The sequence below is a fragment of the Nostoc sp. genome (assembly GCF_036917455.1).
GTDB lineage: Bacteria > Cyanobacteriota > Cyanobacteriia > Cyanobacteriales > Nostocaceae > Nostoc.
The window spans coordinates 1-19,848 of record NZ_JBALDK010000148.1 but is presented as its reverse complement, the minus strand read 5'-3'; the positions used below and the strand labels follow the sequence as shown (position 1 = coordinate 19,848).

The 19,848-nt window shown below is 40.3% G+C and carries 17 protein-coding genes; 11 read left to right on the top strand and 6 right to left on the bottom strand.

What is annotated here, in order from left to right; all coding sequences use genetic code 11:
- Position 1: 1 nt before the first annotated feature.
- Entirely contained in the window at positions 2-562 is a 561-nt protein-coding gene (locus tag V7K42_RS15865; protein ID WP_334917655.1) for a nitrate transporter, read from the bottom strand.
- A 1,265-nt stretch (positions 563-1,827) separates the two neighbouring features.
- Here V7K42_RS15865 and V7K42_RS15860 point away from each other — a divergent pair.
- Positions 1,828-2,598 (top strand): hypothetical protein, encoded by a 771-nt coding sequence (locus tag V7K42_RS15860; RefSeq protein WP_334917653.1) that lies wholly within the window; start codon positions 1,828-1,830, stop codon positions 2,596-2,598.
- 306 nt (positions 2,599-2,904) lie between these two features.
- Here V7K42_RS15860 and V7K42_RS15855 read toward each other — a convergent pair whose 3' ends face one another.
- Positions 2,905-3,480: a TIGR04376 family protein gene (locus tag V7K42_RS15855; protein ID WP_334917651.1), complete on the bottom strand. Its 576-nt coding sequence runs from the start codon at positions 3,478-3,480 to the stop codon at positions 2,905-2,907.
- 150 nt (positions 3,481-3,630) lie between these two features.
- On the opposite strand from V7K42_RS15855, the gene V7K42_RS15850 reads away from it, so the two are divergent.
- The gene (locus V7K42_RS15850) at positions 3,631-5,148 is read left to right on the top strand and encodes a DUF3131 domain-containing protein (RefSeq protein ID WP_334917649.1); all 1,518 of its coding nucleotides are present in this window, start codon (positions 3,631-3,633) and stop codon (positions 5,146-5,148) included.
- A 261-nt stretch (positions 5,149-5,409) separates the two neighbouring features.
- Positions 5,410-5,817, top strand: coding sequence for a peptidoglycan-binding domain-containing protein (locus V7K42_RS15845; RefSeq protein WP_334917647.1), 408 nt, complete (start codon positions 5,410-5,412; stop codon positions 5,815-5,817).
- A 314-nt stretch (positions 5,818-6,131) separates the two neighbouring features.
- Here V7K42_RS15845 and V7K42_RS15840 read toward each other — a convergent pair whose 3' ends face one another.
- The 3 genes from V7K42_RS15840 to V7K42_RS15830 all read right to left on the bottom strand — a co-directional run bounded on the left by V7K42_RS15840 (position 6,132) and on the right by V7K42_RS15830 (position 9,053).
- Entirely contained in the window at positions 6,132-8,435 is a 2,304-nt protein-coding gene (locus V7K42_RS15840) for an FUSC family protein (RefSeq protein WP_334917645.1), read from the bottom strand.
- Between the two features lie 191 nt (positions 8,436-8,626).
- Positions 8,627-8,806: a chlorophyll a/b-binding protein gene (locus tag V7K42_RS15835; RefSeq protein ID WP_012407782.1), complete on the bottom strand. Its 180-nt coding sequence runs from the start codon at positions 8,804-8,806 to the stop codon at positions 8,627-8,629.
- A 118-nt stretch (positions 8,807-8,924) separates the two neighbouring features.
- Complete coding sequence (locus V7K42_RS15830) at positions 8,925-9,053, bottom strand: hypothetical protein (protein ID WP_334917643.1); 129 nt, start codon at positions 9,051-9,053, stop codon at positions 8,925-8,927.
- A 331-nt stretch (positions 9,054-9,384) separates the two neighbouring features.
- On the opposite strand from V7K42_RS15830, the gene V7K42_RS15825 reads away from it, so the two are divergent.
- The 4 genes from V7K42_RS15825 to V7K42_RS15810 all read left to right on the top strand — a co-directional run bounded on the left by V7K42_RS15825 (position 9,385) and on the right by V7K42_RS15810 (position 13,625).
- On the top strand, positions 9,385-10,677 hold the full coding sequence (locus V7K42_RS15825) for a DUF262 domain-containing protein (RefSeq protein WP_334917641.1): 1,293 nt from the start codon (positions 9,385-9,387) through the stop codon (positions 10,675-10,677).
- A gap of 22 nt (positions 10,678-10,699) precedes the next feature.
- Positions 10,700-11,068: an HNH endonuclease family protein gene (locus V7K42_RS15820; RefSeq protein WP_334917639.1), complete on the top strand. Its 369-nt coding sequence runs from the start codon at positions 10,700-10,702 to the stop codon at positions 11,066-11,068.
- Between the two features lie 139 nt (positions 11,069-11,207).
- A complete protein-coding gene (locus tag V7K42_RS15815) occupies positions 11,208-11,435 on the top strand; it encodes a hypothetical protein (RefSeq protein ID WP_334917638.1) in 228 nt (75 codons plus the stop codon).
- Between the two features lie 135 nt (positions 11,436-11,570).
- Entirely contained in the window at positions 11,571-13,625 is a 2,055-nt protein-coding gene (locus V7K42_RS15810; protein WP_334917636.1) for a YfbK domain-containing protein, read from the top strand.
- Between the two features lie 104 nt (positions 13,626-13,729).
- On the opposite strand, the gene V7K42_RS15805 is transcribed toward V7K42_RS15810, so the two are convergent.
- The gene (locus V7K42_RS15805) at positions 13,730-16,174 is read right to left on the bottom strand and encodes a VIT domain-containing protein (protein ID WP_334917634.1); all 2,445 of its coding nucleotides are present in this window, start codon (positions 16,172-16,174) and stop codon (positions 13,730-13,732) included.
- A gap of 213 nt (positions 16,175-16,387) precedes the next feature.
- On the opposite strand from V7K42_RS15805, the gene V7K42_RS15800 reads away from it, so the two are divergent.
- From V7K42_RS15800 to V7K42_RS15785, 4 genes are all read left to right on the top strand, one after another.
- Entirely contained in the window at positions 16,388-16,921 is a 534-nt protein-coding gene (locus V7K42_RS15800; protein WP_334917632.1) for a hypothetical protein, read from the top strand.
- A 9-nt stretch (positions 16,922-16,930) separates the two neighbouring features.
- The gene (locus V7K42_RS15795; RefSeq protein ID WP_334917630.1) at positions 16,931-17,344 is read left to right on the top strand and encodes a hypothetical protein; all 414 of its coding nucleotides are present in this window, start codon (positions 16,931-16,933) and stop codon (positions 17,342-17,344) included.
- A 38-nt stretch (positions 17,345-17,382) separates the two neighbouring features.
- Positions 17,383-17,832 carry an HNH endonuclease gene (locus tag V7K42_RS15790; protein WP_334917628.1) on the top strand — a complete coding sequence of 150 codons (450 nt, stop codon included), beginning with the start codon at positions 17,383-17,385 and terminating at the stop codon, positions 17,830-17,832.
- Between the two features lie 186 nt (positions 17,833-18,018).
- Complete coding sequence (locus V7K42_RS15785; RefSeq protein ID WP_334917626.1) at positions 18,019-19,539, top strand: NB-ARC domain-containing protein; 1,521 nt, start codon at positions 18,019-18,021, stop codon at positions 19,537-19,539.
- Positions 19,540-19,848 lie beyond the last annotated feature (309 nt).

Genomic DNA, 19,848 nt, shown 5'->3' with positions numbered 1-19,848 from the left:
TTTAGGAAGATTTTTTCCCATCTGAAACCATTTGTGACAGAATATAAGCTGCGAAATCTAGTAACTGATCCAGCAAAAAGCCAATGATACCAATATAGAGAATCACCTGAATGATATAATCAGCATTCCCAGCTTTATAAGCTTCCCAGAGGGTAAAGCCAAGTCCTTTTGGGCCTGTTAACATTTCTATAGCAATAACTATAAACCAGGCTACCCAAATACTAACTTTCAAGGCATGAAATATATGGAAGATAGCTACTCGAAAGTTATTATTCTGCCTATGAAAATGTCGCATACCGATTGCCGTATTAATAATCATCGTCCAGAGAGTTCCGATAAAAACTACTGAAGTAGCAGCAGATTCGCTTTCTTGAAACACTATTAAAGCAATAGGTAGCAAAGCTATAGGAGGGATACTATGTGGTATCTGAAATATCAGCCGAAAAAGCTGATAAATCATGCTATTCATCCCTACTAGATATCCGATAAAACTACCCAAAACGGCGGCTGGAATATAACCCACAAATAATCGTTGTAGGCTAGCTAAAATGTCTAAAAACATATATTATTTCTGCCTCAGTTCTCATGGAAAACATTTAGAAAACACTGCGGCAACAACACCAAATAGTAGAGAGAGAAATGTGATAGATTACACATTATCGTTTAAAAGTACAAGATTTTTATATCTTCTCGCCATTGACGATTAATCAAAATCACTTAAGTATTATTACGATATGCGAGTAGTAATACAAAGAAGAGGCAAAACTTGACTTTAGTAAACTTTATCAGAAAAATAAATCCTGATTAGTAAATTAAATACAATTTCCAGATTTAACTTTCTTGATGATTGTAGTACAAATTCTTTGTGAAGCTTTACCAAATCTAGCTTGGTAAGACTTCAGATTTTGCTCATTGTCGTTGGGAGAAATCTTAGATGTAATCGTTAAAAAGATGAATATATAAAACTTTTAATATTAAATAATTAGCAAAATTTGTTATTAGTAATACAGAATTTTTAGAAAATATTTTACAGTAATCTGAGAGGTTGAATGAACAAGTTTTTCACTGTGACTTTAGACACTTTTAGATCCCCCCTAACCCCCCTTAAAAAGGGGGGAACTGGAATCAAAGTCCCCCTTTTTAAAGGGGATTTAGGGGGATCTAGAACTTTTGATACCGACAAGAGGACTTTTCAAACATCCTCTGAGAAACCTCAGTGCCTCTTTTTTTCTTCAAAAATGAGAAAAGCAGGGATAAACCAAGTACATAAATAAATTAGGACTATTACACAACAACTTAAAGGGGCTAATCCTAAATATTAGAGCCTATTTATAAAATAAATAAAAAGTTAGGGTGTGTTACGGCTAATACAACACGGCGGAAATAAATAGACCATTCCAAATCAACGAAACGCTTACGCTGCATTAATTTTGAATTTTGTTAGCGCAGCGTGTCTGCGACACGCTGCGCTAACGCCAACGGTATGGCTCCGCTTAGAGTGAGTCCAGCGTACCCCTGCGGGGAAGCAAGCTACGTGCAGCGTCTCGTAGAGAGCGTCATTTTGAATTCCGCCTTGCGGTACTAGCCATTAGGTAACACTGTAATAACATCCATCTTTGGGATACTCTTTCTTTAGATTGAGTATTAACTCTCTAGAGATAGAGCCGGTTGCCGATCTCAGAGGTTATTCTGATGATTACCAACAGTTGGGTAGCAAATAAAACTCAATATTTATCAGCAACATATATCTTTCAACTCATTAAAACCTCTTGTTTTTTACAAAGTTTTAGTTTCTCAATATCGTATTAAGGAGTGAAATTAACAGCTATGTCTGTTCCAAACGAACGCGAAATCAAAAGCAGTGAAGTCAAGCAAGAATCTTACACTGACACTAATGGTAATACTCACACCCATTTGACACGAAGCAGTGAAACGGTTAACAACAGCACAGCTAATCCCAATTCTTACCAAAACGGTTATGTAGAAGGTCGGAATAGTGAGCGTACATCCCAGCAAGCCGATTTAGCCGAGCGTGACGAGAAGAATGCTAGTGGTGGTTTGTTGTTGGGTATTATCGTTACTTCTCTGCTTGGTTTGATTATAGGTGGGGTATGGTACTTCAACCAGAGTAATAAGGCAGCAGTTGATAATACTGTACCGGTTTTGGTTCCTGTACCGAGTAATAGCAGCAGTCCAACCCCCAGCGCCTCTGCATCTCCTCAACCACGAACGACGATAATTGAAAGAACTAAGGAAGTACCAGTAGCAGTACCTGTACCAGTACCTGTACCACAACAGCAGGTTATAACGCCTGCACCTCGCCAACCAAATATTAATATTACTATTCCACCCCAGCAACCTGCGGCAGAAAAAGCGCCTTCTGTAACCCAGCCAACCCCTAAAGCGACACAAAGTCCAACGAGTAATACTTCTACTTTGCAAAATGAGGGCGGTACTTCTACTAATACTGTCACCCCAAGTACGAAAAATGATGCCTCTAAAACTACTCTACCTCAAGGAGCAGACCAGTCAAATAGTACATCTAATGGTGGTTCTTCTACCACAAGTGATACTACTAAAAGCGGTTCTGGTCAATAACAGCTTTTGAACTTTGATCCCACTTGATAATGCTTACATTTGTGCCAACGTATAATTAAGTGGGGCAATTTATGAAAAAGATTTGTGAATTGTTGCAACAAATTAATAGTATTTAGGACTAGCCCTTTCAAGGTAACTTGTATAATTTCTTTTTTATCTCTGCACCCTCTGCGTCTCTACGGTCAACAAATTTTGAACTATAGAGGCACAAATAACCGGGTTTAAGAGGTTAAAGAAGAATTTATCGAGTAAGATTTTTACCTACCTTGAAAGGGCTAGTGCTATAAAATAAGTATGCCTGTAAGATTATTTCCCTAGATTGCGCTTCATTTGTTCTAACTCATCTTGAGTTTCCCAGCTACGGAACTTCTCTTCTAAGTCATCAAAACCACTAGAATAATTGCTAGTTTTATTTGACCAACCACTAGTTTCAAAACGCTGCTGAGTTTGCGCTTGCTCTCGGGCTGTCTGTGCTTCGGCGGCTTTGGCTTGCACCTCCTGTCGGCGTTGCTGAATTTTGTGCAGTAGTTCCTGAGATTGGTTAATGCGTTCTTTCAGCCCTTGCATGTGTCCCCAGCGCTGATTTCCTTCGCGCAACAGGGCTGCTTCTCGCTCACCCGCAGCACTTGCCAAATCTTCTCTATTAGCGTTTTTGGCTTTTTGAACGCGGATATGCCAACGCTGAATTTCTTGAGCGGTGGAGAGAATTTCTTCTTGCGATCGCTTCTCTTGTAATTGTAAATCTGCGATCAGCTTTAATGTGTCTTCTTCTTGCTCACGCAGCTGTTCTAGCAGCGCCTCTAACTCCAAATGTGGATTGTTACGCAAGAATTCTTCTAAACGGTTTTCTAAAAACCGACTCAAATCATCAAATAAGCCCACTGCTAGAACTCCAGAGATCGGGTGCGTGACTATTTTATTGTAGTAGTCAGGTGGACTTCTCGGTGTTAGTTAGATTCCAAAGTTGGGAAGAATGTATTTGGTGAAACTACGCAAACAACGCTGATTTATAAAATAAGGCATTAATTAAGTATGAGTTCTGATTTTCAACCACCACCTAAGAGTTTGTCTATACTAGCTTCTGTAGGAGGAGTAGTTACGGCTGTAATTGCGATCGCAATTTTTAATGTTTGGTCTAAGCAACTTTCCAAGGCTTCCATAGAAAAACCTGAAATCTCAACATCCGAAATCGCTTCAGGCCAGTTGGTACAACTAGAGAAACCCCAAAACCCTGTCTCTGGTGGTAAAGCAGCCGAAATAGTTGCCAGTCTTGATGCTAAATCTGTAGTTTTGCCAGGTCAACCCATTCCTAAAAACCAACTAACAGTAGCGATAATTCCTTATGTTGCTCCGGGAGTGGGAAAACTGACCCCAGAGGAAACGAAAACCGCTCGTCAGGCTTGGTCATACTTCCAGCGCAACTGGAACGATGAAACTGGTTTGATCAATTCCGTTGATGGCTTTGCTTCTGTAAGTATGTGGGATCAGACAGCAGCGATCGCAGCTTTAGTTAGTGCTAGAGAACTCAATATCGTGCCTGCGGCTGAATTTGAAGCCAAAATGAGCAAAATATTGAAAACACTGGTATCAATGCCTTTATACAAAGGTGAACTACCCAACAAGGTCTACAATGCCAAAACCCTTGTACCCGTTAATTATGGTCAACTAGAAAAACGCGAAGAAATTGGTTGGTCAGCCATCGATTTAGGGCGGATGGCAATCTGGCTGAAAATTGTCGGGGCAAAGTATCCAGAAATGCGATCGCAAACAGAAGCAGTTTGGAAACATTGGCAAGTCTTGCGTCTGACCAAAAATGGACAAATGTACGGTACTGCCGTTATTAAAGGCAAAGAACAATATAACCAAGAAGGTCGCTTAGGCTATGAGAATTATGCTGCCTACGGTTTAAAGCTTTGGGGCTTGGATGTTACACAAGCATTAGATTATCAGTCCCATGCTGCCTTTGTTGATCTGTACGGACAGGGAATTCCTTACGATAAACGTGACTTTAAAAACTCTGGAGCTAATAATTACGTTCTTAGCGAACCTTATATATTAGATGGTATCGAAACTGGGTTTCAAGCTTTACCTAAAGCCTATGCCGATCGGATTTTAGCTGCTCAAGTAGCGCGTTATGAAGCGACCAAACAATTAACTGCCGTCACTGAAGATAACTTAGATCGTCCTCCATACTTCGTTTACAGCAGCTTGTTTGTGAACGGAGAACCTTGGGCAACGATCGCAGATACCGGAAAAAAACACAACAATTTGCGATTTCTCAGTGCCAAAGCTGCGATCGGCTGGCATGTACTTTACAACACTACTTACACTAGCCAGTTATTTAATTTTGTCCAAGCAAACCTTAACTCTAAAGATGGTTGGTACAACGGCTTTTATGAATCTCTCCATCAGCCGAACAAAACTCTCACCGCCAACAATAATGGCGTAATTTTAGAAAGCTTGCTGTATAAACAGGTTGGACAACCACTTACTGTTTGGGCAGGGGTGAAAAGTCAGAAGTTAAGCCAGAGGGTTATTAGAACACCATAAGCTACGGTTAAGATTATAAGACCATGAAAAAGCTGACCTTGCATAGAAGTATAAATTATTCATGGTTTCGTCACAGTTTTGTAATGCCTCTGTCAATATGCCGTGTGATAGTAAAGCTCTGGGTTAAAAAATAGACTAGCCCCATAGCAAATCCACACACCAGAATCGAGCCAAGAGAATCGCTATTAGGTACAAGTCCTCATAGCATGAATCTTCAAATCAAAATTGCAAAATCTATCATAGTTTAGAAGGAATAAGAAGATGAATTGGAAACTACTTGCTTTGATCCCTGTTTTGACTTTAGCTACTGCTGTACCTGCTTACTCTTTAACCAATAATAAAACCCACAATCGGATTGCTGCGACTCAAGTGGCACAAAATCCTCAGCAAGGCAATATGATGAAAAAGCCTAATGCTATGCACAAGTCTAATAGTATGGTAAACCATAGTAGAGGTATGGCAAACCATAGTAGCGTACTGACAGTAGGTAGCAGGGGAGAAGCAGTTAAAACTGCTCAGAATGCTTTAAAACAACAAGGATTCTATACTGCAAATGTGAATGGTGTCTTTGATAACAAGACCCGTTCAGCAGTGATCAAATTTCAGAAATCTAAAGGATTAAGAGCAGACGGAATACTTGGACATCGGACTTTGGCAGCTCTCAAATAAGATGATTTACTTAACTTGTTTACTAAAGTTAAAGTAAAACTACTAAACAACGCCAACTTTGATACAGGTTATAAAAGAACGATGAAAAACTCCATCCCGCAAGTGGGTGGAGTTTTTGGGTATGGGGCATATTAAATCAACCTTTTTGATCAAGGAAAGCAGAGGGCAGGAGGCAGGAGGAACACTGTTTTCTGCTCTGGAGCCCGTGACAATCATCGAACTTGCGGTTCAAGACCTCCACCAAATTTTCTTGTTTTGTGGCCCCAATTAAGTACAGTATTGAATCCCCTTCTAAATTGAACCTCCTGCCTCCTTCAATCTTGTAGGCGAGAAATTACACAGTGCATAACTTTAATTTCATTAACAATTCGATCCAGTTCTGTGGATAAGGGAGTTTGTTCTCGAACGGCTTGTAATGTAGAAGTTAAAGTCTGGGAATTTGTGGCAATCTCTGATAACCGAGTAGTGTGTAACTGTTCAATTTGGTTGTGAATTACTTCGAGATAGCCATCCAGCGCTGGTAACGCTTGGGGTGGCTGTCCTTGCCCAAGGGCATCTGCTAAGTTTTCCAAAATTTGGATAATGCTATCGGTAAGTAGTTTAAGTTCTGTAAATTGGTACTCGCCGCTAAATTCCCGCTTATGTTCTGCCAGAGTTGTAACCGAACTGAAAAAGCCACGAATATATGTTATAAGCGTCATTACAGGTTCGATTTCTCCCTGAATGTGACGCGGTTCGCTAAACAATCGTTGAGCAGAAACGTTAGCGTTGACGTTCTCTAGTGCCGCTTGATGGCGTAGCATATTTATAGACGCATCCGGTTGTGGATGCAGATAATTAGCAATAACCTGTTGAAAGTATGCAAGATTCGCTCTAATTGTCTTTTCTAGTTGTGCGGGAAGTTGCTGTCGTTCCCAAGTGGGAAAAAGCAAATAGCTGCCAAGCAATGCTAAAACACCGCCAATTAAGCTATCGACGATCCGCAATACTCCAACTTCCCAGCCACCTGCCTTAATAAGATTGAGGAGTAAAATAATGGCAGGAGTCAGCAAGATAATAAATATGCTGTAGCTTAACGATCGCACTGACATGGCAATAAACACCAGAAACAAAAAACAAACTGCGATCGCTAATGAATTCTTAAGCAGTAAAATCAAACTAATACCAATAATTCCACCCAAAATAGTCCCAATAACTCTTTGTACTGTCGTCTCAGACGTTCCCCCAAAGTTTGGCTTGAGTGCAACTAGTGCTGTTAGCGTTATCCAGTAACCTCTAGGTAGTGGCAATACTGAGGCAAGTAATTCAGCGAAAGTTACGATCAGCGCTAGGCGCAACGCATGACGAAAGAGGACTGACTCAAAAGTGAAGTTCTGCCGCAGTGTATCAATAATTGCAGTCGGCTCTGACTGGGCTGGAGGAGAAATATCTCGCTGGGTAATACTGCTCTTTTTTCCCTGGATTAAATCTGTTACAACATCAGCATCAGTATTAATTTGCTGTGCTAACTTTGTCAAACTGGCTGTAATCTTCCTAATGTTGACTACATCGGGATATTCATCTATCTGAATATTTATTGTTTGATTGAAGACTTGAGCGCGGAGAACTTCCCATCGATGCTCTAGTGCTTCAACTGTCCGATCTAGATCCCCTAAGTGAACTGAGTTTTTTCCTCTAGCGTAGACGCGGAGCGGCTTATCGTTAGATATCGCTTCTGATAACATTTGGAGAGCAATTGCTAATTGTTCTATCACTTGCTGAATTTCTTCCTGCAATCGATAAAATAGTTGATGTTCGGATGCGATCGCTAACAGTTCGCTCAGTGCAACAACAGAATTGACAATTTGATTGACATCCTCAATTAAAACGAGTAACTGATTTCCCCGCAGGGTAGCTCCTCTTTGCCTAGTCCAAATAGTTGTCCAGACACTCCGAGCCGATGTCAAATCTTGGATGACGGTATCTTGAGCTTGTAAAAATTGCCGTGTCCACTCCTGACGCTCATTTGGGTTTACTCCTCTCTGACTTGCCAAGTTTACAAATTGGCTCAACGAGAGATAACAGTTAGCAACTATCTGCATTGCCGGCACATCAGGACGCACTACCCATAATCCTAATAACAACAAACTTGTCCACGCGCCACCAGCTAGACATAAGGCACAGTGCAGGATAAGAGTAGACCAATTAGAAAATGAAGCAAATTTAGCAAGGGAGATGACAAACATGATCGATGTAATCAAGCTGACAGATGCAGCCACATTGCCATAGAGACTTGCTAAACCTGAGATAAATATTACTAAGAAAGTTGTCGGGATGGCTAACCAGAGATGATTACTAACCAAACTGGCGATTAGGAACATCAAAGTTACCCCAATCGTAGCTGCTATCATAGCAGTCGCTCTCTGGCGATAAGCTCCGTCAACATTTACCATTCCAACAAACCAAGCAGCCATTGTAGCGATCGCACTTTCAGCCGCATGATTAGTCATGATGCCAACTCCAATGGGGACACCCAGGATAATAAGGCTACGCAATCCTGAGAAAATGGCGGGTTTACCTGGCTTGAGTTGAAACTGCTGCAATAACCAACTGAGAGGACGTTTATCTGTAGATTGCATTATTTAAGCTGGCGACTATAAACAAAGCAAATCGCCTCTTACAGCATTTTAAACAAAATCACATCTATGTTAATCCCGTTCAAGGGTATATCACGCAGATAAACAAGGGGCAAAATCCCCTTGTTTGAAACCTGCCTTGGCAGGTAAATTCTAGTGGAGACGCGGTTTCTAAGCACCTATTTCACGTTAACTTAGAGGATGCCCCAGAAATGGAGTAACCCTTGACCAGAAAAAGCTTCAATCAAAATTGCAGATAGAAAACCAATCATTGCAAGCCGACCGTTCCAATTTTCACTCTGAGGAGTGAAGCCAAAACGCACAGCATTAGGATCTTCTGAAACAATAGGCGCAGGATTCTTAAAACCTGTCATAAGTAAAACTCCAAAGTTCAAATTTTGTAGCAGTTGTAACTCTCTGTAAAGTAATGTAACAGATGTTTAAAAAAATGCAACATTGAGTGAATAAAGAAAAGCTGAAAATAATACGATCCTAAAGACGCGATTTATCGCCGTCTCTATAAAGGACTGAATTATTCGACTTATGCAAGAGGTCTAATTCCTTTCCCTGTTTATATGCAACATCAGCCGCAGTGCGAGTTGCATCGTTGATCTGCGTCATCTGTGCAATATTTACCGGATACTGCCTAGCAGTTGCCAGATTTGATTCTGAAAATAGCAAAATGCTGGTAAAAAGAATAATAGTGCAATCTGTTACAAATGGTAAAAATTACTATTGTCTTGAGTCACATATCTTAAATTTAGTCATATATATCTGCGGTTTTTGTTGGTTATTAGATTTAGAATTCCCAAAAACAAGCGAAAAACCGTAGGTTCATTCATTGTATATAACTTGAGTTGATTCAATCTGGCGATCGCAGTAATAGTGAGTTAGACTGCGTTTGATTAGGGAAAATTGCATCAGATTATACTTAAGTAGTACTTGAAATTCTATGCCAGTAGCCATTCACGCCGCCCAAAAAGCACTGTTCAACGTTTTTAGTAACGATTTCGCATTTTCCATACCAGCTTATCAGCGTCCTTATGCGTGGAAAAAAGACCAAGCAAGTGAGTTATTAACTGATTTATTGTCTTTTTTAGGGGATGGTTCAGAAGCTGTAACTGATGCTAATCCTTATTTTTTAGGAAGTATAGTTCTGATTAAAAGTGAAGATGCTTCTGAAGCAGATGTAGTAGATGGTCAGCAACGTTTGACGACTCTCACAATTCTTCTATCTGTTCTAAGAAGCTTGGCAAGTTCTGAAAGTGCTTCGGAAATTACGGAGTATATTTATCAAAAAGGTAAAAAACTCGAAGGTAAAAAAAATCGCTATCGCCTTAAATTACGGAAAAAAGATGAAGATTTCTTCCGCGATTACATACAAAACGAGTCTAAATTAGACGAACTTTTAAAACTTGATACTTCGCAATTAACAGATAGCCAAAAAAATATTCAAATCAATGCAAGTTATTTTCTTAAAGAATTAAGCCAATTTTCTGAACAACGGCGAGATAGTTTTGCTCATTATTTAATGACACGTTGTTTTTTAGTTCTCGTTTCAACACCCGATCTTGACTCAGCTTATCGGATATTTTCTATTCTAAACGCGCGTGGTTTAGACCTCTCACTCAGTGATTTTCTTAAATCAGAGGTTATTGGAGCAATTCCTTCATCTCAACAGGATAAATACACAAAAATCTGGGAAACGGAAGAAGAGGATTTAGGTCGAGATAAATTTCAAGAATTATTCGCCCATATCCGTATGATTAATTGTAAGGCTAAACCGCGTAAGACTGCTCTCAAGGAATTTAGTGAGGATATATTACCTAAGATAGATCCACAAAAATTTATTGACGAAATATTAAAGCCTTATTCTGATGCTTTAGAAATTATCAATACGGCAAATTACCAAAGTGATAAAGATGCAGACAAGCTTAATTCTTTGCTTCGATGGTTGAATCAAATAGATAACTTTGATTGGATTCCACCAGCGATTCTATATTTTTCTATAAATCGGCATAGTTCTGGTAAATTAAAACAGTTTTTTACTGATCTTGAGCGATTAACAGCAGGCTTATTTATTTTACGTGCGGATATTAACGATCGGATCGGACGGTATGCAAAAGTTCTTGATGCTATTGAAAAAGATGCCGATTTATATGCATTTGAGTCACCTTTACAGCTAACTCCTCAAGAAATAAATCGAATTATTAAAACCCTTGATGGAGATGTATATCTTAATTAAGCGAATTAGGCAATATGTTCTTTTGCGCCTTGACTCTGCACTTTCCGAAGGGGAAGCGAGTTACGACTATTCAGTTATTACAGTTGAACACGTACTTCCTCAGAACCCAAGCGCAGGAAGTAAGTGGCTTCAGTGGTTTCCAGATGATGAAGAACGTCTTCAGTATGTGCATCGCATAGGTAATTTGGCGTTACTCTCTCGAAACAAGAATGCTGAGGCGCAAAACTACGATTTTGATAAAAAGAAAGAAAAGTATTTTGTTAGTAAAAAAGGTATTTCTTCTTTTGTACTGACAACCCAAGTTTTACAACAATCTGAATGGACTCCAGCAGTTATTGAGCAGCGACAAAAGGATTGTTTGGAAAGCCTGAGAAAAATATGGCGGCTGTAAGTGCGATCGCTGGACATCTGCTGGATTTGAAGTTATTTTAAGCTTACTACCTGTCCCTTTCCTTATCCCGAACGTTATTATACACTGTATAGTAGAGTTATTATTTTTACATTATTTATTAAGAGTTGAATAAGATTGTATGAAACTAGTTAAAAAGATTTTAGCAATATGTTTTCTATTATTTGGTATTCCCTTGTCTGCGGTGATAATTCTAGAACTTATCAGCCCTAAAACTCCCGCTAAAGAAAAGGAAAATGATGTAGCTGCCTTAACTATTCTTACTATTCCTTCAACCCTTATAGGAGGCTGGTTAAGTTGGTCTTTAGTGTTGTATCCGCTACAGTTACCAAAACTGCAACAGTCATGAGAACCCAGGCTGTTCAAGACTATTCTGAGTAAGTGGAAAACTTCAAATGTTAGCAACCCCGTCTGAAGAGACAGGGCTTCCACACATACCAAAAGGTTTTGAACTGATACACAAATTTAGTGTGAGGATTTAGCCATGTCTTACCCGATTCCGTCCAAAAGGTGGCAACGAGTCAGTATTGTAACACTGCTATTATTAATACCGTCAGTAGGAATTGCTGTTTTACGTCAGTCTGCTACAGTTGCGGTTCCAGGCAATCAGACTCTTCTCAGTTCTACTCCAACAACCTCCATTTTACCCAATCACCCTGACTACAAAGCACTCCAGGCATTGGTACAAAAGTATAGTTGTGTCGTCTCCGTTCAAAACTTTGGTACTGTTCCGATAACCCGGACTGAGTTTGCCACAGTCTTGAATGCCTGTATGAATCGGAGCAATGAGCTAATAGCGACTGACCCCAAGATAGTTACCGAAGCGGATATGAAAACTCTGCAACGGTTGCAGTCCGAATTCGCACCGGAGTTAGCAACCCTAACAAGTCAGACAGATGAATTGGAAGCTCCGACTCAGGCTCCCAGAGAACTTTCTCAAGCCGATTCTACCCGAAAGACTCAACCCTTACCTACGGTTCCATCCCTTAGTATTCCGTCTGGTTCATCTGTGCAAAATCAAGTTGTTAACCGTGCATATACGCCTAAAATCCGAGCTGGTGGAACTAGGGGAAGGATTGCCCCTGAGCCACAAACCGATAGCAGATTCAATACAGAGAACTACAACCGAATTGAGGATAATCCCTTCCATCGCGTTGGTAATGACCCTCTTTCCACCTTTTCCATTGATGTAGATACAGCATCCTACAGTAACGTGCGACGGTTTATTACTCAAAGGGAATTACCACCCAAGGATGCAGTGCGAATTGAAGAACTGATCAACTATTTTACCTACAATTATCCCCAGCCAAAAGGCGATCGCCCCTTTTCTGTCACTACTGAAGTTGCTGCTGCTCCCTGGAATCCTCAGCACAAGCTGGTACAGGTGGGTTTGCAAGGTAAACGCCTAGAGAGTGAAACCTTACCACCCAGTAATCTAGTATTTCTGATTGATGTCTCCGGTTCTATGGATGACCCCAACAAATTGCCCTTGGTGCAACAGTCATTGAAATTGCTGGTGAATAAACTTCGTCCTGAAGATCGGGTAAGTTTAGTAGTCTATGCTGGGAATGCTGGAGTGGTATTACCTGCTACTCCTGGTAGTCAGAAATCAACAATTCTAGCGGCGATTGACCGCTTGGAGGCTGGAGGCTCAACTGCTGGCGGTCAAGGCATTGAACTAGCCTACAAGATAGCTAAACAAAACTTCCTCAAGTCTGGTAATAATAGAGTAATTTTAGCTACCGATGGAGATTTTAATGTCGGGGTTTCCAGTGATGGCGAACTGACGCGATTAATTGAACAGAAGCGAGAACAGGGAATTTTCCTGACGGTGTTGGGATTTGGCACTGGTAATTATAAGGACGGGAAAATGGAACAATTGGCTGATAAGGGTAACGGCAATTATGCTTACATCGATACCCTATTGGAAGCCAAAAAGGTTTTAGTTAACGATTTGAGGGGAACTCTGTTTACCATTGCCAAAGATGTAAAAATTCAAGTGGAATTTAATCCGGCGAAAGTTCAGGCATATCGCTTGATTGGTTATGAAAACCGCTTGCTGCAAAACCAGGATTTCAATGATGATAAGAAAGATGCAGGGGATATTGGGGCTGGTCATTCTGTGACAGCGCTTTATGAAATAATTCCTACTGGCACGAAAAGCGATGTGAAACTGCCGGAGGTAGACCCGTTGCGGTATCAGCGTTCTGGTGAAACTGCGCCCAATGCTGCCGGTAATGAGTTGATGCAGGTGAAACTACGCTATAAATTGCCCCAGGACAGCACCAGTCAACTCATTACCCAAACCATCCAAGATGATGATTTGAGAAGTGACCAGATACCCTCCACAAACCTGAGATTTGCTGCTGCGGTGGCGACCTTTGGGATGGTGCTGCGTGACTCTGAGTATAAGGGGAATGCTAACTATGATTTGGTGATGAAATTGGCGACTCAAGCGAAGGGGGAAGACCAGGAGGGCTATCGAGATGAATTTATTCGCTTGGTAGAACAATCTAGGGGATTGATTACCAGGAAATGATTTGGATGAGAAGACGGTACGAAAAAGCGTTTTAAAATCTATACCAAAAGAGCGATCGCCTGCCGTATACTCGTTGGCGATCGCTCTCCACTATATTAAGAAAATTACGGTTGAATCCGAAGTGTTAACAGCACAGTAGTAGTGAGAGTCTGGGAGGGTAGCCAAGCGAAAAGCGATCGCTTAATTAATTCAATCACTGTCTGTTCCTTCAAGGATGAAGCCTGTTCATCCAGCAGCAACTGTCTCACCCGTCCCTGGTTCAGTTGGAATTCAAACACCAAATCACCACCAAAACCTCTAGGGAGTTGAATTGCTTGCAAGTATTGAGTCAGCAAAGAAATCATCTGCTGATTCAATCCCGTTACACTCACAACTTGTAAAAGAGGGATAGAAGATTCTTCTTTCCGTAAGGTTTTTAAATCTTCCAATTGTGACATCGATCTTTCGGGAACTGGTAACAGGCTGTCAAGATTACTAAAATCATCAGCATATCCAACTTCAATTTCTGACAATGACTCCATCTCTTCAAAGCGTTGCATCGGTTTTGCTGGTGCAGACATTGGGGATGGTGGTGGTAATACAGACATTGGAGATGGTGCAGATTGTTTCTTTGCTTTCTGGCGACTGCTTACCATTCCACCCCCAGAAGCCGCATCAAAAGAAACGTTATTAAAAATACCTTCATAGCTGATGGCTTCAGGTATTTCCACAGGTACTTGCACAGATATAGAATTCTGGTTGGGATTGACTCTGATATCATCACTGACGGCAACAAAAGCCGTATATTGCGATAACAGTTGATAAGTCAGAGCCGTATCTGTCACCGCTTCTACACCTCCCTTTGTGTCACCACTCACCATTTGATTCATTAAATCCTTGATGCGAGAACGTCCCCAAAGTTGAGCAATAGCGGGATTACCTGTTTGTGGAAAATTCAGATTAAAACTGTGCTGATAACGCCTACCACCAGCAGCAATGCCGGTAACGTGCAACTTTCCAGAATGCGCGTCTGGTTTGCGTCCAAATAACACTAACGGTTGCTCTGCAAATAAATCTGGTAGTGTCGATGGATACATGATTGGGGATTCACCATCACCATCCCATTGCAATTGAATATTGGCGAGGACTGGATTATTGATTTGGCGGAAGAATTTTTCTACCACTTCATCTACAGGTTCATCATGGCGAATAATCCGAGCAATACCCCGTCCTAATTCTGCAATGCGATTGAGTAAGAAACGATTCACCGAACTACCTGCACCAAAGCTATGAAGGCGGGTTCCTGGTTGGAGACGCTGTTTAACTTCTGCTAAAATTTGGTTTTCGTTACCGATATAGCCATCAGTTAGTAAAACAATATTTCGCAAGCGTCCCGGATTTGTGGCTTTTAAGTTTAAGACGGTGCGAATACCGCCTAACATCTCCGTTCCACCACCAGCGTTTAACCGATTGATATAGTTGATTGCTAATAAACGATTTTGGAAAGTATTGGCTAGGGGAACGGGTGAGAGTTGCTGTGTAGTATCGGAAAAATCAATAATGCTAAAGGTATCGTCGGGATTGAGTCCATTGATAAAACGGCGCATCAATTCCTGACATTGCATCAGTGGTTCGCCACTTTGAGAACCGGAGGAGTCGATGAGAAACACCATATCTTTGGCGACAATCTCATCAGGATGGTACTCAACGGCGGGAATCATGTATAAGGCGAAATGTCCACCCCGTTCATCGGCTTGAGTAAGCGTAGTTGTTTGGGTGTTATTACTGCTAACTTGGTAGCGTAAAATTAGGTCTTTGTTGGGTATTGTGTCTCCACCACCTAGTTTGACATTCATTAACTGTCCTTCACGGATGATTTGGATTTGGTGAGAGGGTGAGTTAATATCTTGAATCTCAACGCCAGCATTAATTTCTATAGTGACATTAATATCATGACGCGATCGCATTCCATCTGGCAAAATGGGAGCGTTTAAGCGGGAAGCATCTGAAACTAAATCGGTATCTTGATTTAAAGTCATGGGTGCAATGGCTGAACCACCCCCGACAGCATTTTCTTCTATGGTGATTCCGGGAATGTAACGGGGGCCAACAACCATCGGGAAGACAAATTCGTAATTTCCCCCCTCAAATTTTAGGCTGTCGCTGTAGCGAATAATCACATCAATTTGTTCACCTGGCTTGATGTTTGCCAGAGATTGGGTGAAGATATTGTCTCGTTCTTGTTCAAGGAGTCCGGCTGTCTGTCCTTGTTTTCTGGCTTGTTCGTAGATGGCTAAAGCTTCTTGACGTTTTTTGATGCTGCCTTGAATTGTGCGATCGCCTATGCGAATCAGCATATCATCAACGGCGGCTTCATCGGGTAAGGGGAAAATATAAACGGCTTCTAGGGTTGTGGTAAAGGGATTTTCAAAACTTTGGGTAACTTCCACCCGTGAGATATTACCAGCGATTTTGGCTTTTACTTCAGTGTGTTTGAGGGGAAAGGCAATCTGTTGGCTGGAGTTTTGCAGATATAAGCCACTGGGTTGTTGTTCTAATGTTTGAGTCATAATCTTTACCTGGCACTTTTGTTTGCTGTTTCTAGCGTAGGCGGGTTTTTCTGGGAGATATGCTCAGTTTTATGCTCAGTTATTTGCTCAGTAGTCGGTTCACTTGTAAATAATGATTTTCGGTAAAATTGCCAGTCTAGTTACTGTATACGTGTTTTATACTAAGAAAATGTAACCTAAATTACATTAACCATATCTTACAAATTTATAACAGTGAATAAGTCACAAGCTATTAAGCTACTTGAAGGTGAAGGATGGACAACAGCAGATGCTAAACGTGCATTAGATAAAATTGACTTTAATATTAATCCTGACGAAATTACTATTCGTAGAGCTATTTCACATTTTGCTGGTTCTGAACTAATAAATCGTCAGCGTCTTCAAGCTGCTCAGAAAGGTTTGGTAACAAAGAAAACAAACGAGCTTGAGCGGAAAGAAAGGGAATATGCTGCAAAAATTGATCGGCTTATAAATTATCAAAGAGAGGAAAAGGATAAACGCGAAGCAGAAATTCAAAGTTTATACAGCAAAAGTAATCTTGTAGAAGATAGGCTCAAAGCTACAACCTCTCAAAATAAAGATTTGATAGTTGTAAATGAGCAACTAATGAAAGACAATAAAACCTTAAAAAATTTAATTGACGAAATTAGATTGAAACTAGCTATAAATACCAAGAAAATTCTCCAGTATGAAGACAGCGAAATTCGGAAAGCAGTAATTCACTTATTCAAATCTACACTGGGTTAAAAAAACTCTATGACTGAGCATAAAAATAAAAAAACAATTTTCAATGGTATGAGCTACCGCGATACTCAACGTGTTAACTCAAAAAGTAAAAACAAGTTGAAGCAAGAAGATATACACTGGCTAAAAACAGAAGGTTACAAGAATGTTGGATGGAATAATGTTATCAGACTTTATCATAAAATAAAGGATTTTTTAGATAAATATCAATTCGATGATTTGACACTTGAAGAATTATTTTTAGAAGCAGACCGAATTGGAAATAAATATTTTACTGCTCAAGAAATACAGGAAACTAATCACAGATTAGCTAAAGAGGTGAATGAAATTGCAGAAGAGATCGATAAGCAATTTCCTGATACAGAAATAGAATTTATTGATTTTAGCAATAAAACAAAAAAGACATATAGGAAGCAAAATAATTAAAAGTCATACAGAACTGTCAAGTATTAGAGGAAAGCCCAATGAACCTTGAAGAAAAAGAACTGAATGAACTATTTAAGATTGCAGATAAAGTTGGCAGCAAGCGCTATCATAAACTAACTCATCAAGATTTTGAAAATTATAGAAAATTCGATTACTGGCGATATGTTAATGGTGATTATGAGTGTGGTACAACACAAGAAAGTAAAACTTGGGTGAGAGATAATTCAGACTGCTACTGTCCAATTTGTGGGGATAAGTATTCTGAAAAGGGTGGTAAAACAATAGATCATAAGCTTCCTAGATCGCAATATCCCTGGTTATCAATGGAATTCAAGAATTTTTGGGTAATTTGTCTGATGTGTAACCAACAAAAGGGTGAAATGCATTGGTATGAGTATGAGCATTATATATTTGTTCGCTATCCTGATTTTTATATTGGTGTAAAAGTTGCACGTCCTAGTCACTTGCTTCAGTCTCTCAAGGATTAGAAAAATCTCGGCTCATTTCGTTGGAGGAATAATTGCCGCTTGTTATGCACTTGCGAAAAATTATTAACCAATCCAATATCTGATTTATACTTTTTTTGTGGGTACAATTGGTTTATTAGAATTGTTTGAAAATCATTCCCAGATCCCCGACTTATCTAAGAAGTTGGAATCTAAGCCATAGATGTTATGTCAAACTCGCTGAAAGCATCAACAGCAGGACTAGTAATTGTAGACAAATCCCGTCAACGTCTAGGTTGGACAAAAACTAGCACGGCGCGTTGGTGGCAAGATGCCCATACCTCTAAAGCTACTTTACGCCGATTTTGGCAAGGCGATCGCATCCAGCGAGAAATCTTCATCGCTATCTGTCAAGCTGTTGGTATTGCAAACTGGGAAGCGATCGCAGATTCATCTAATGCAGACTTAGAATTTTTTGCAGATATCACTACGCCTTACCTAGAATGCACTGAAGCACCTGATATCGAAAGCTTCTATGGACGAAATCAGGAATTGGTGCAGTTAGAAGAATGGATAACTAGCCAAAACTGTAAATTAGTCACCATTAACGGTATTGCTGGTATTGGCAAAACCGCCTTAGCACTGGCTTTAGTAGACCGCATTCAGTCAAAATTTGATTGTTTAATTTGGAAGTCTCTACAAACTTCCCCATCTCTCATTTCCCTGCTGAATAGCTTACTAAACTCCTTTGAGCAAAGCGTTGCCCAAAATATTCAACAAGGTACTGCACAACTCATCCAGCAGTTACAAAAACGTCGCTGTCTGTTGATATTGGATGGATTCAAGGCTACTTTCTCCCAGCCAGAAGACCTCAGTTATGGTCAATTTATCCAACAATTAAGTCGAGAACGGCATCAAAGTTGTATTCTGATTAGCAGCCGCGAACAGATAAACGCTGGTGAAATTAATACCAAAACATTTCGCTGTTTAAATCTCAAAGGATTGCAAAAAATAGAGGCTGTAGAATTATTACAATCAAGGGGATTGACAGGCAAAGAACTGGGGTTATCAGTTTTAATTCAACTTTATCGCGGTAATCCCTTGGCGCTGAAACTAGTAACACCATTGATTCAGTCTGTATTTGCTGGGAATGTTGCTGCTTTTCTGAGTCAGCATACTCTAATTGTAGGCGATCGCTTGCGTGCAATTCTCAAACAGCAATTTGAGCAACTTTCCGGCTTAGAGCAAGACATTCTCTACTGGTTGGCAATTTGGCAAGAACCTGTCTCATTCTCTCGATTGCAAACCCATTTGCTGATATCCGTTGACCCAGCGATGGTTTTAGAGGGCATTGTGGCGTTAGAAAGGCGATCGCTTTTAGAAAAATGGATCGGCGATTATGAACCCTCATTTACATTGCAACCCCTAATAATGAAAGTGGTGACAGATGAATTAGTGGAACATACTGCTCAAGAAATTTATCAAGTTGTGCAGAGTCATGATATTCGTCATTTTCAGATATTGCGAACCCATTGGTTGCTACGACCGGGTACTGACGATATTGCAGGCGATCGCATTTTAACTCAACTTTGGAAAAAGCTCTGGCAGTTATATGGTGCAACTCTTCCACAAATGCTTAATCAGATTCTGTTGTTGTTAAAGGATCAATCTCCTTTGGCAATGGGTTACATCGGCAGCAATTTAGCCATCCTCTCAGGAATAGACTTGTTAGAGACTTCCAAAGAATAAATTTTATGCAATGGCGACTGTAAGTGCGATCGCTAATCTTAAGGACTTCCAAATAAAAAAATATTCCAAAACTGACACAAAAATCCTCTTAATCTCTCCTCTCTCTGTGTTCTCTGCGTCTCTGTGGTTCGTTTTTTGTCCTTGGAAATCCCTTATACCATTTCTATATGAAGACGCATAGAAAGAACCCCACCGCCTGCGGCACCTCCCCAAGAGACATCTCCAAAATAGTAATATTCTGTGGTAAAAGAAGATTGCGATAAGTTTTTGACACAAAAATATGAGTGACATACTGAAGCACATTGAAGA

Coding starts and splice junctions, on each gene's coding strand:
- V7K42_RS15865 (WP_334917655.1), bottom strand. CDS start 562: ATGTTTTTAGACATTTTAGCTAGCCTACAACGATTATTTGTGGGTTAT.
- V7K42_RS15860 (WP_334917653.1), top strand. CDS start 1,828: ATGTCTGTTCCAAACGAACGCGAAATCAAAAGCAGTGAAGTCAAGCAA.
- V7K42_RS15850 (WP_334917649.1), top strand. CDS start 3,631: ATGAGTTCTGATTTTCAACCACCACCTAAGAGTTTGTCTATACTAGCT.
- V7K42_RS15845 (WP_334917647.1), top strand. CDS start 5,410: ATGAATTGGAAACTACTTGCTTTGATCCCTGTTTTGACTTTAGCTACT.
- V7K42_RS15840 (WP_334917645.1), bottom strand. CDS start 8,435: ATGCAATCTACAGATAAACGTCCTCTCAGTTGGTTATTGCAGCAGTTT.
- V7K42_RS15835 (WP_012407782.1), bottom strand. CDS start 8,806: ATGACAGGTTTTAAGAATCCTGCGCCTATTGTTTCAGAAGATCCTAAT.
- V7K42_RS15830 (WP_334917643.1), bottom strand. CDS start 9,053: ATGACGCAGATCAACGATGCAACTCGCACTGCGGCTGATGTTGCATAT.
- V7K42_RS15825 (WP_334917641.1), top strand. CDS start 9,385: ATGCCAGTAGCCATTCACGCCGCCCAAAAAGCACTGTTCAACGTTTTT.
- V7K42_RS15815 (WP_334917638.1), top strand. CDS start 11,208: ATGAAACTAGTTAAAAAGATTTTAGCAATATGTTTTCTATTATTTGGT.
- V7K42_RS15810 (WP_334917636.1), top strand. CDS start 11,571: ATGTCTTACCCGATTCCGTCCAAAAGGTGGCAACGAGTCAGTATTGTA.
- V7K42_RS15805 (WP_334917634.1), bottom strand. CDS start 16,174: ATGACTCAAACATTAGAACAACAACCCAGTGGCTTATATCTGCAAAAC.
- V7K42_RS15795 (WP_334917630.1), top strand. CDS start 16,931: ATGACTGAGCATAAAAATAAAAAAACAATTTTCAATGGTATGAGCTAC.
- V7K42_RS15790 (WP_334917628.1), top strand. CDS start 17,383: ATGAACCTTGAAGAAAAAGAACTGAATGAACTATTTAAGATTGCAGAT.
- V7K42_RS15785 (WP_334917626.1), top strand. CDS start 18,019: ATGTCAAACTCGCTGAAAGCATCAACAGCAGGACTAGTAATTGTAGAC.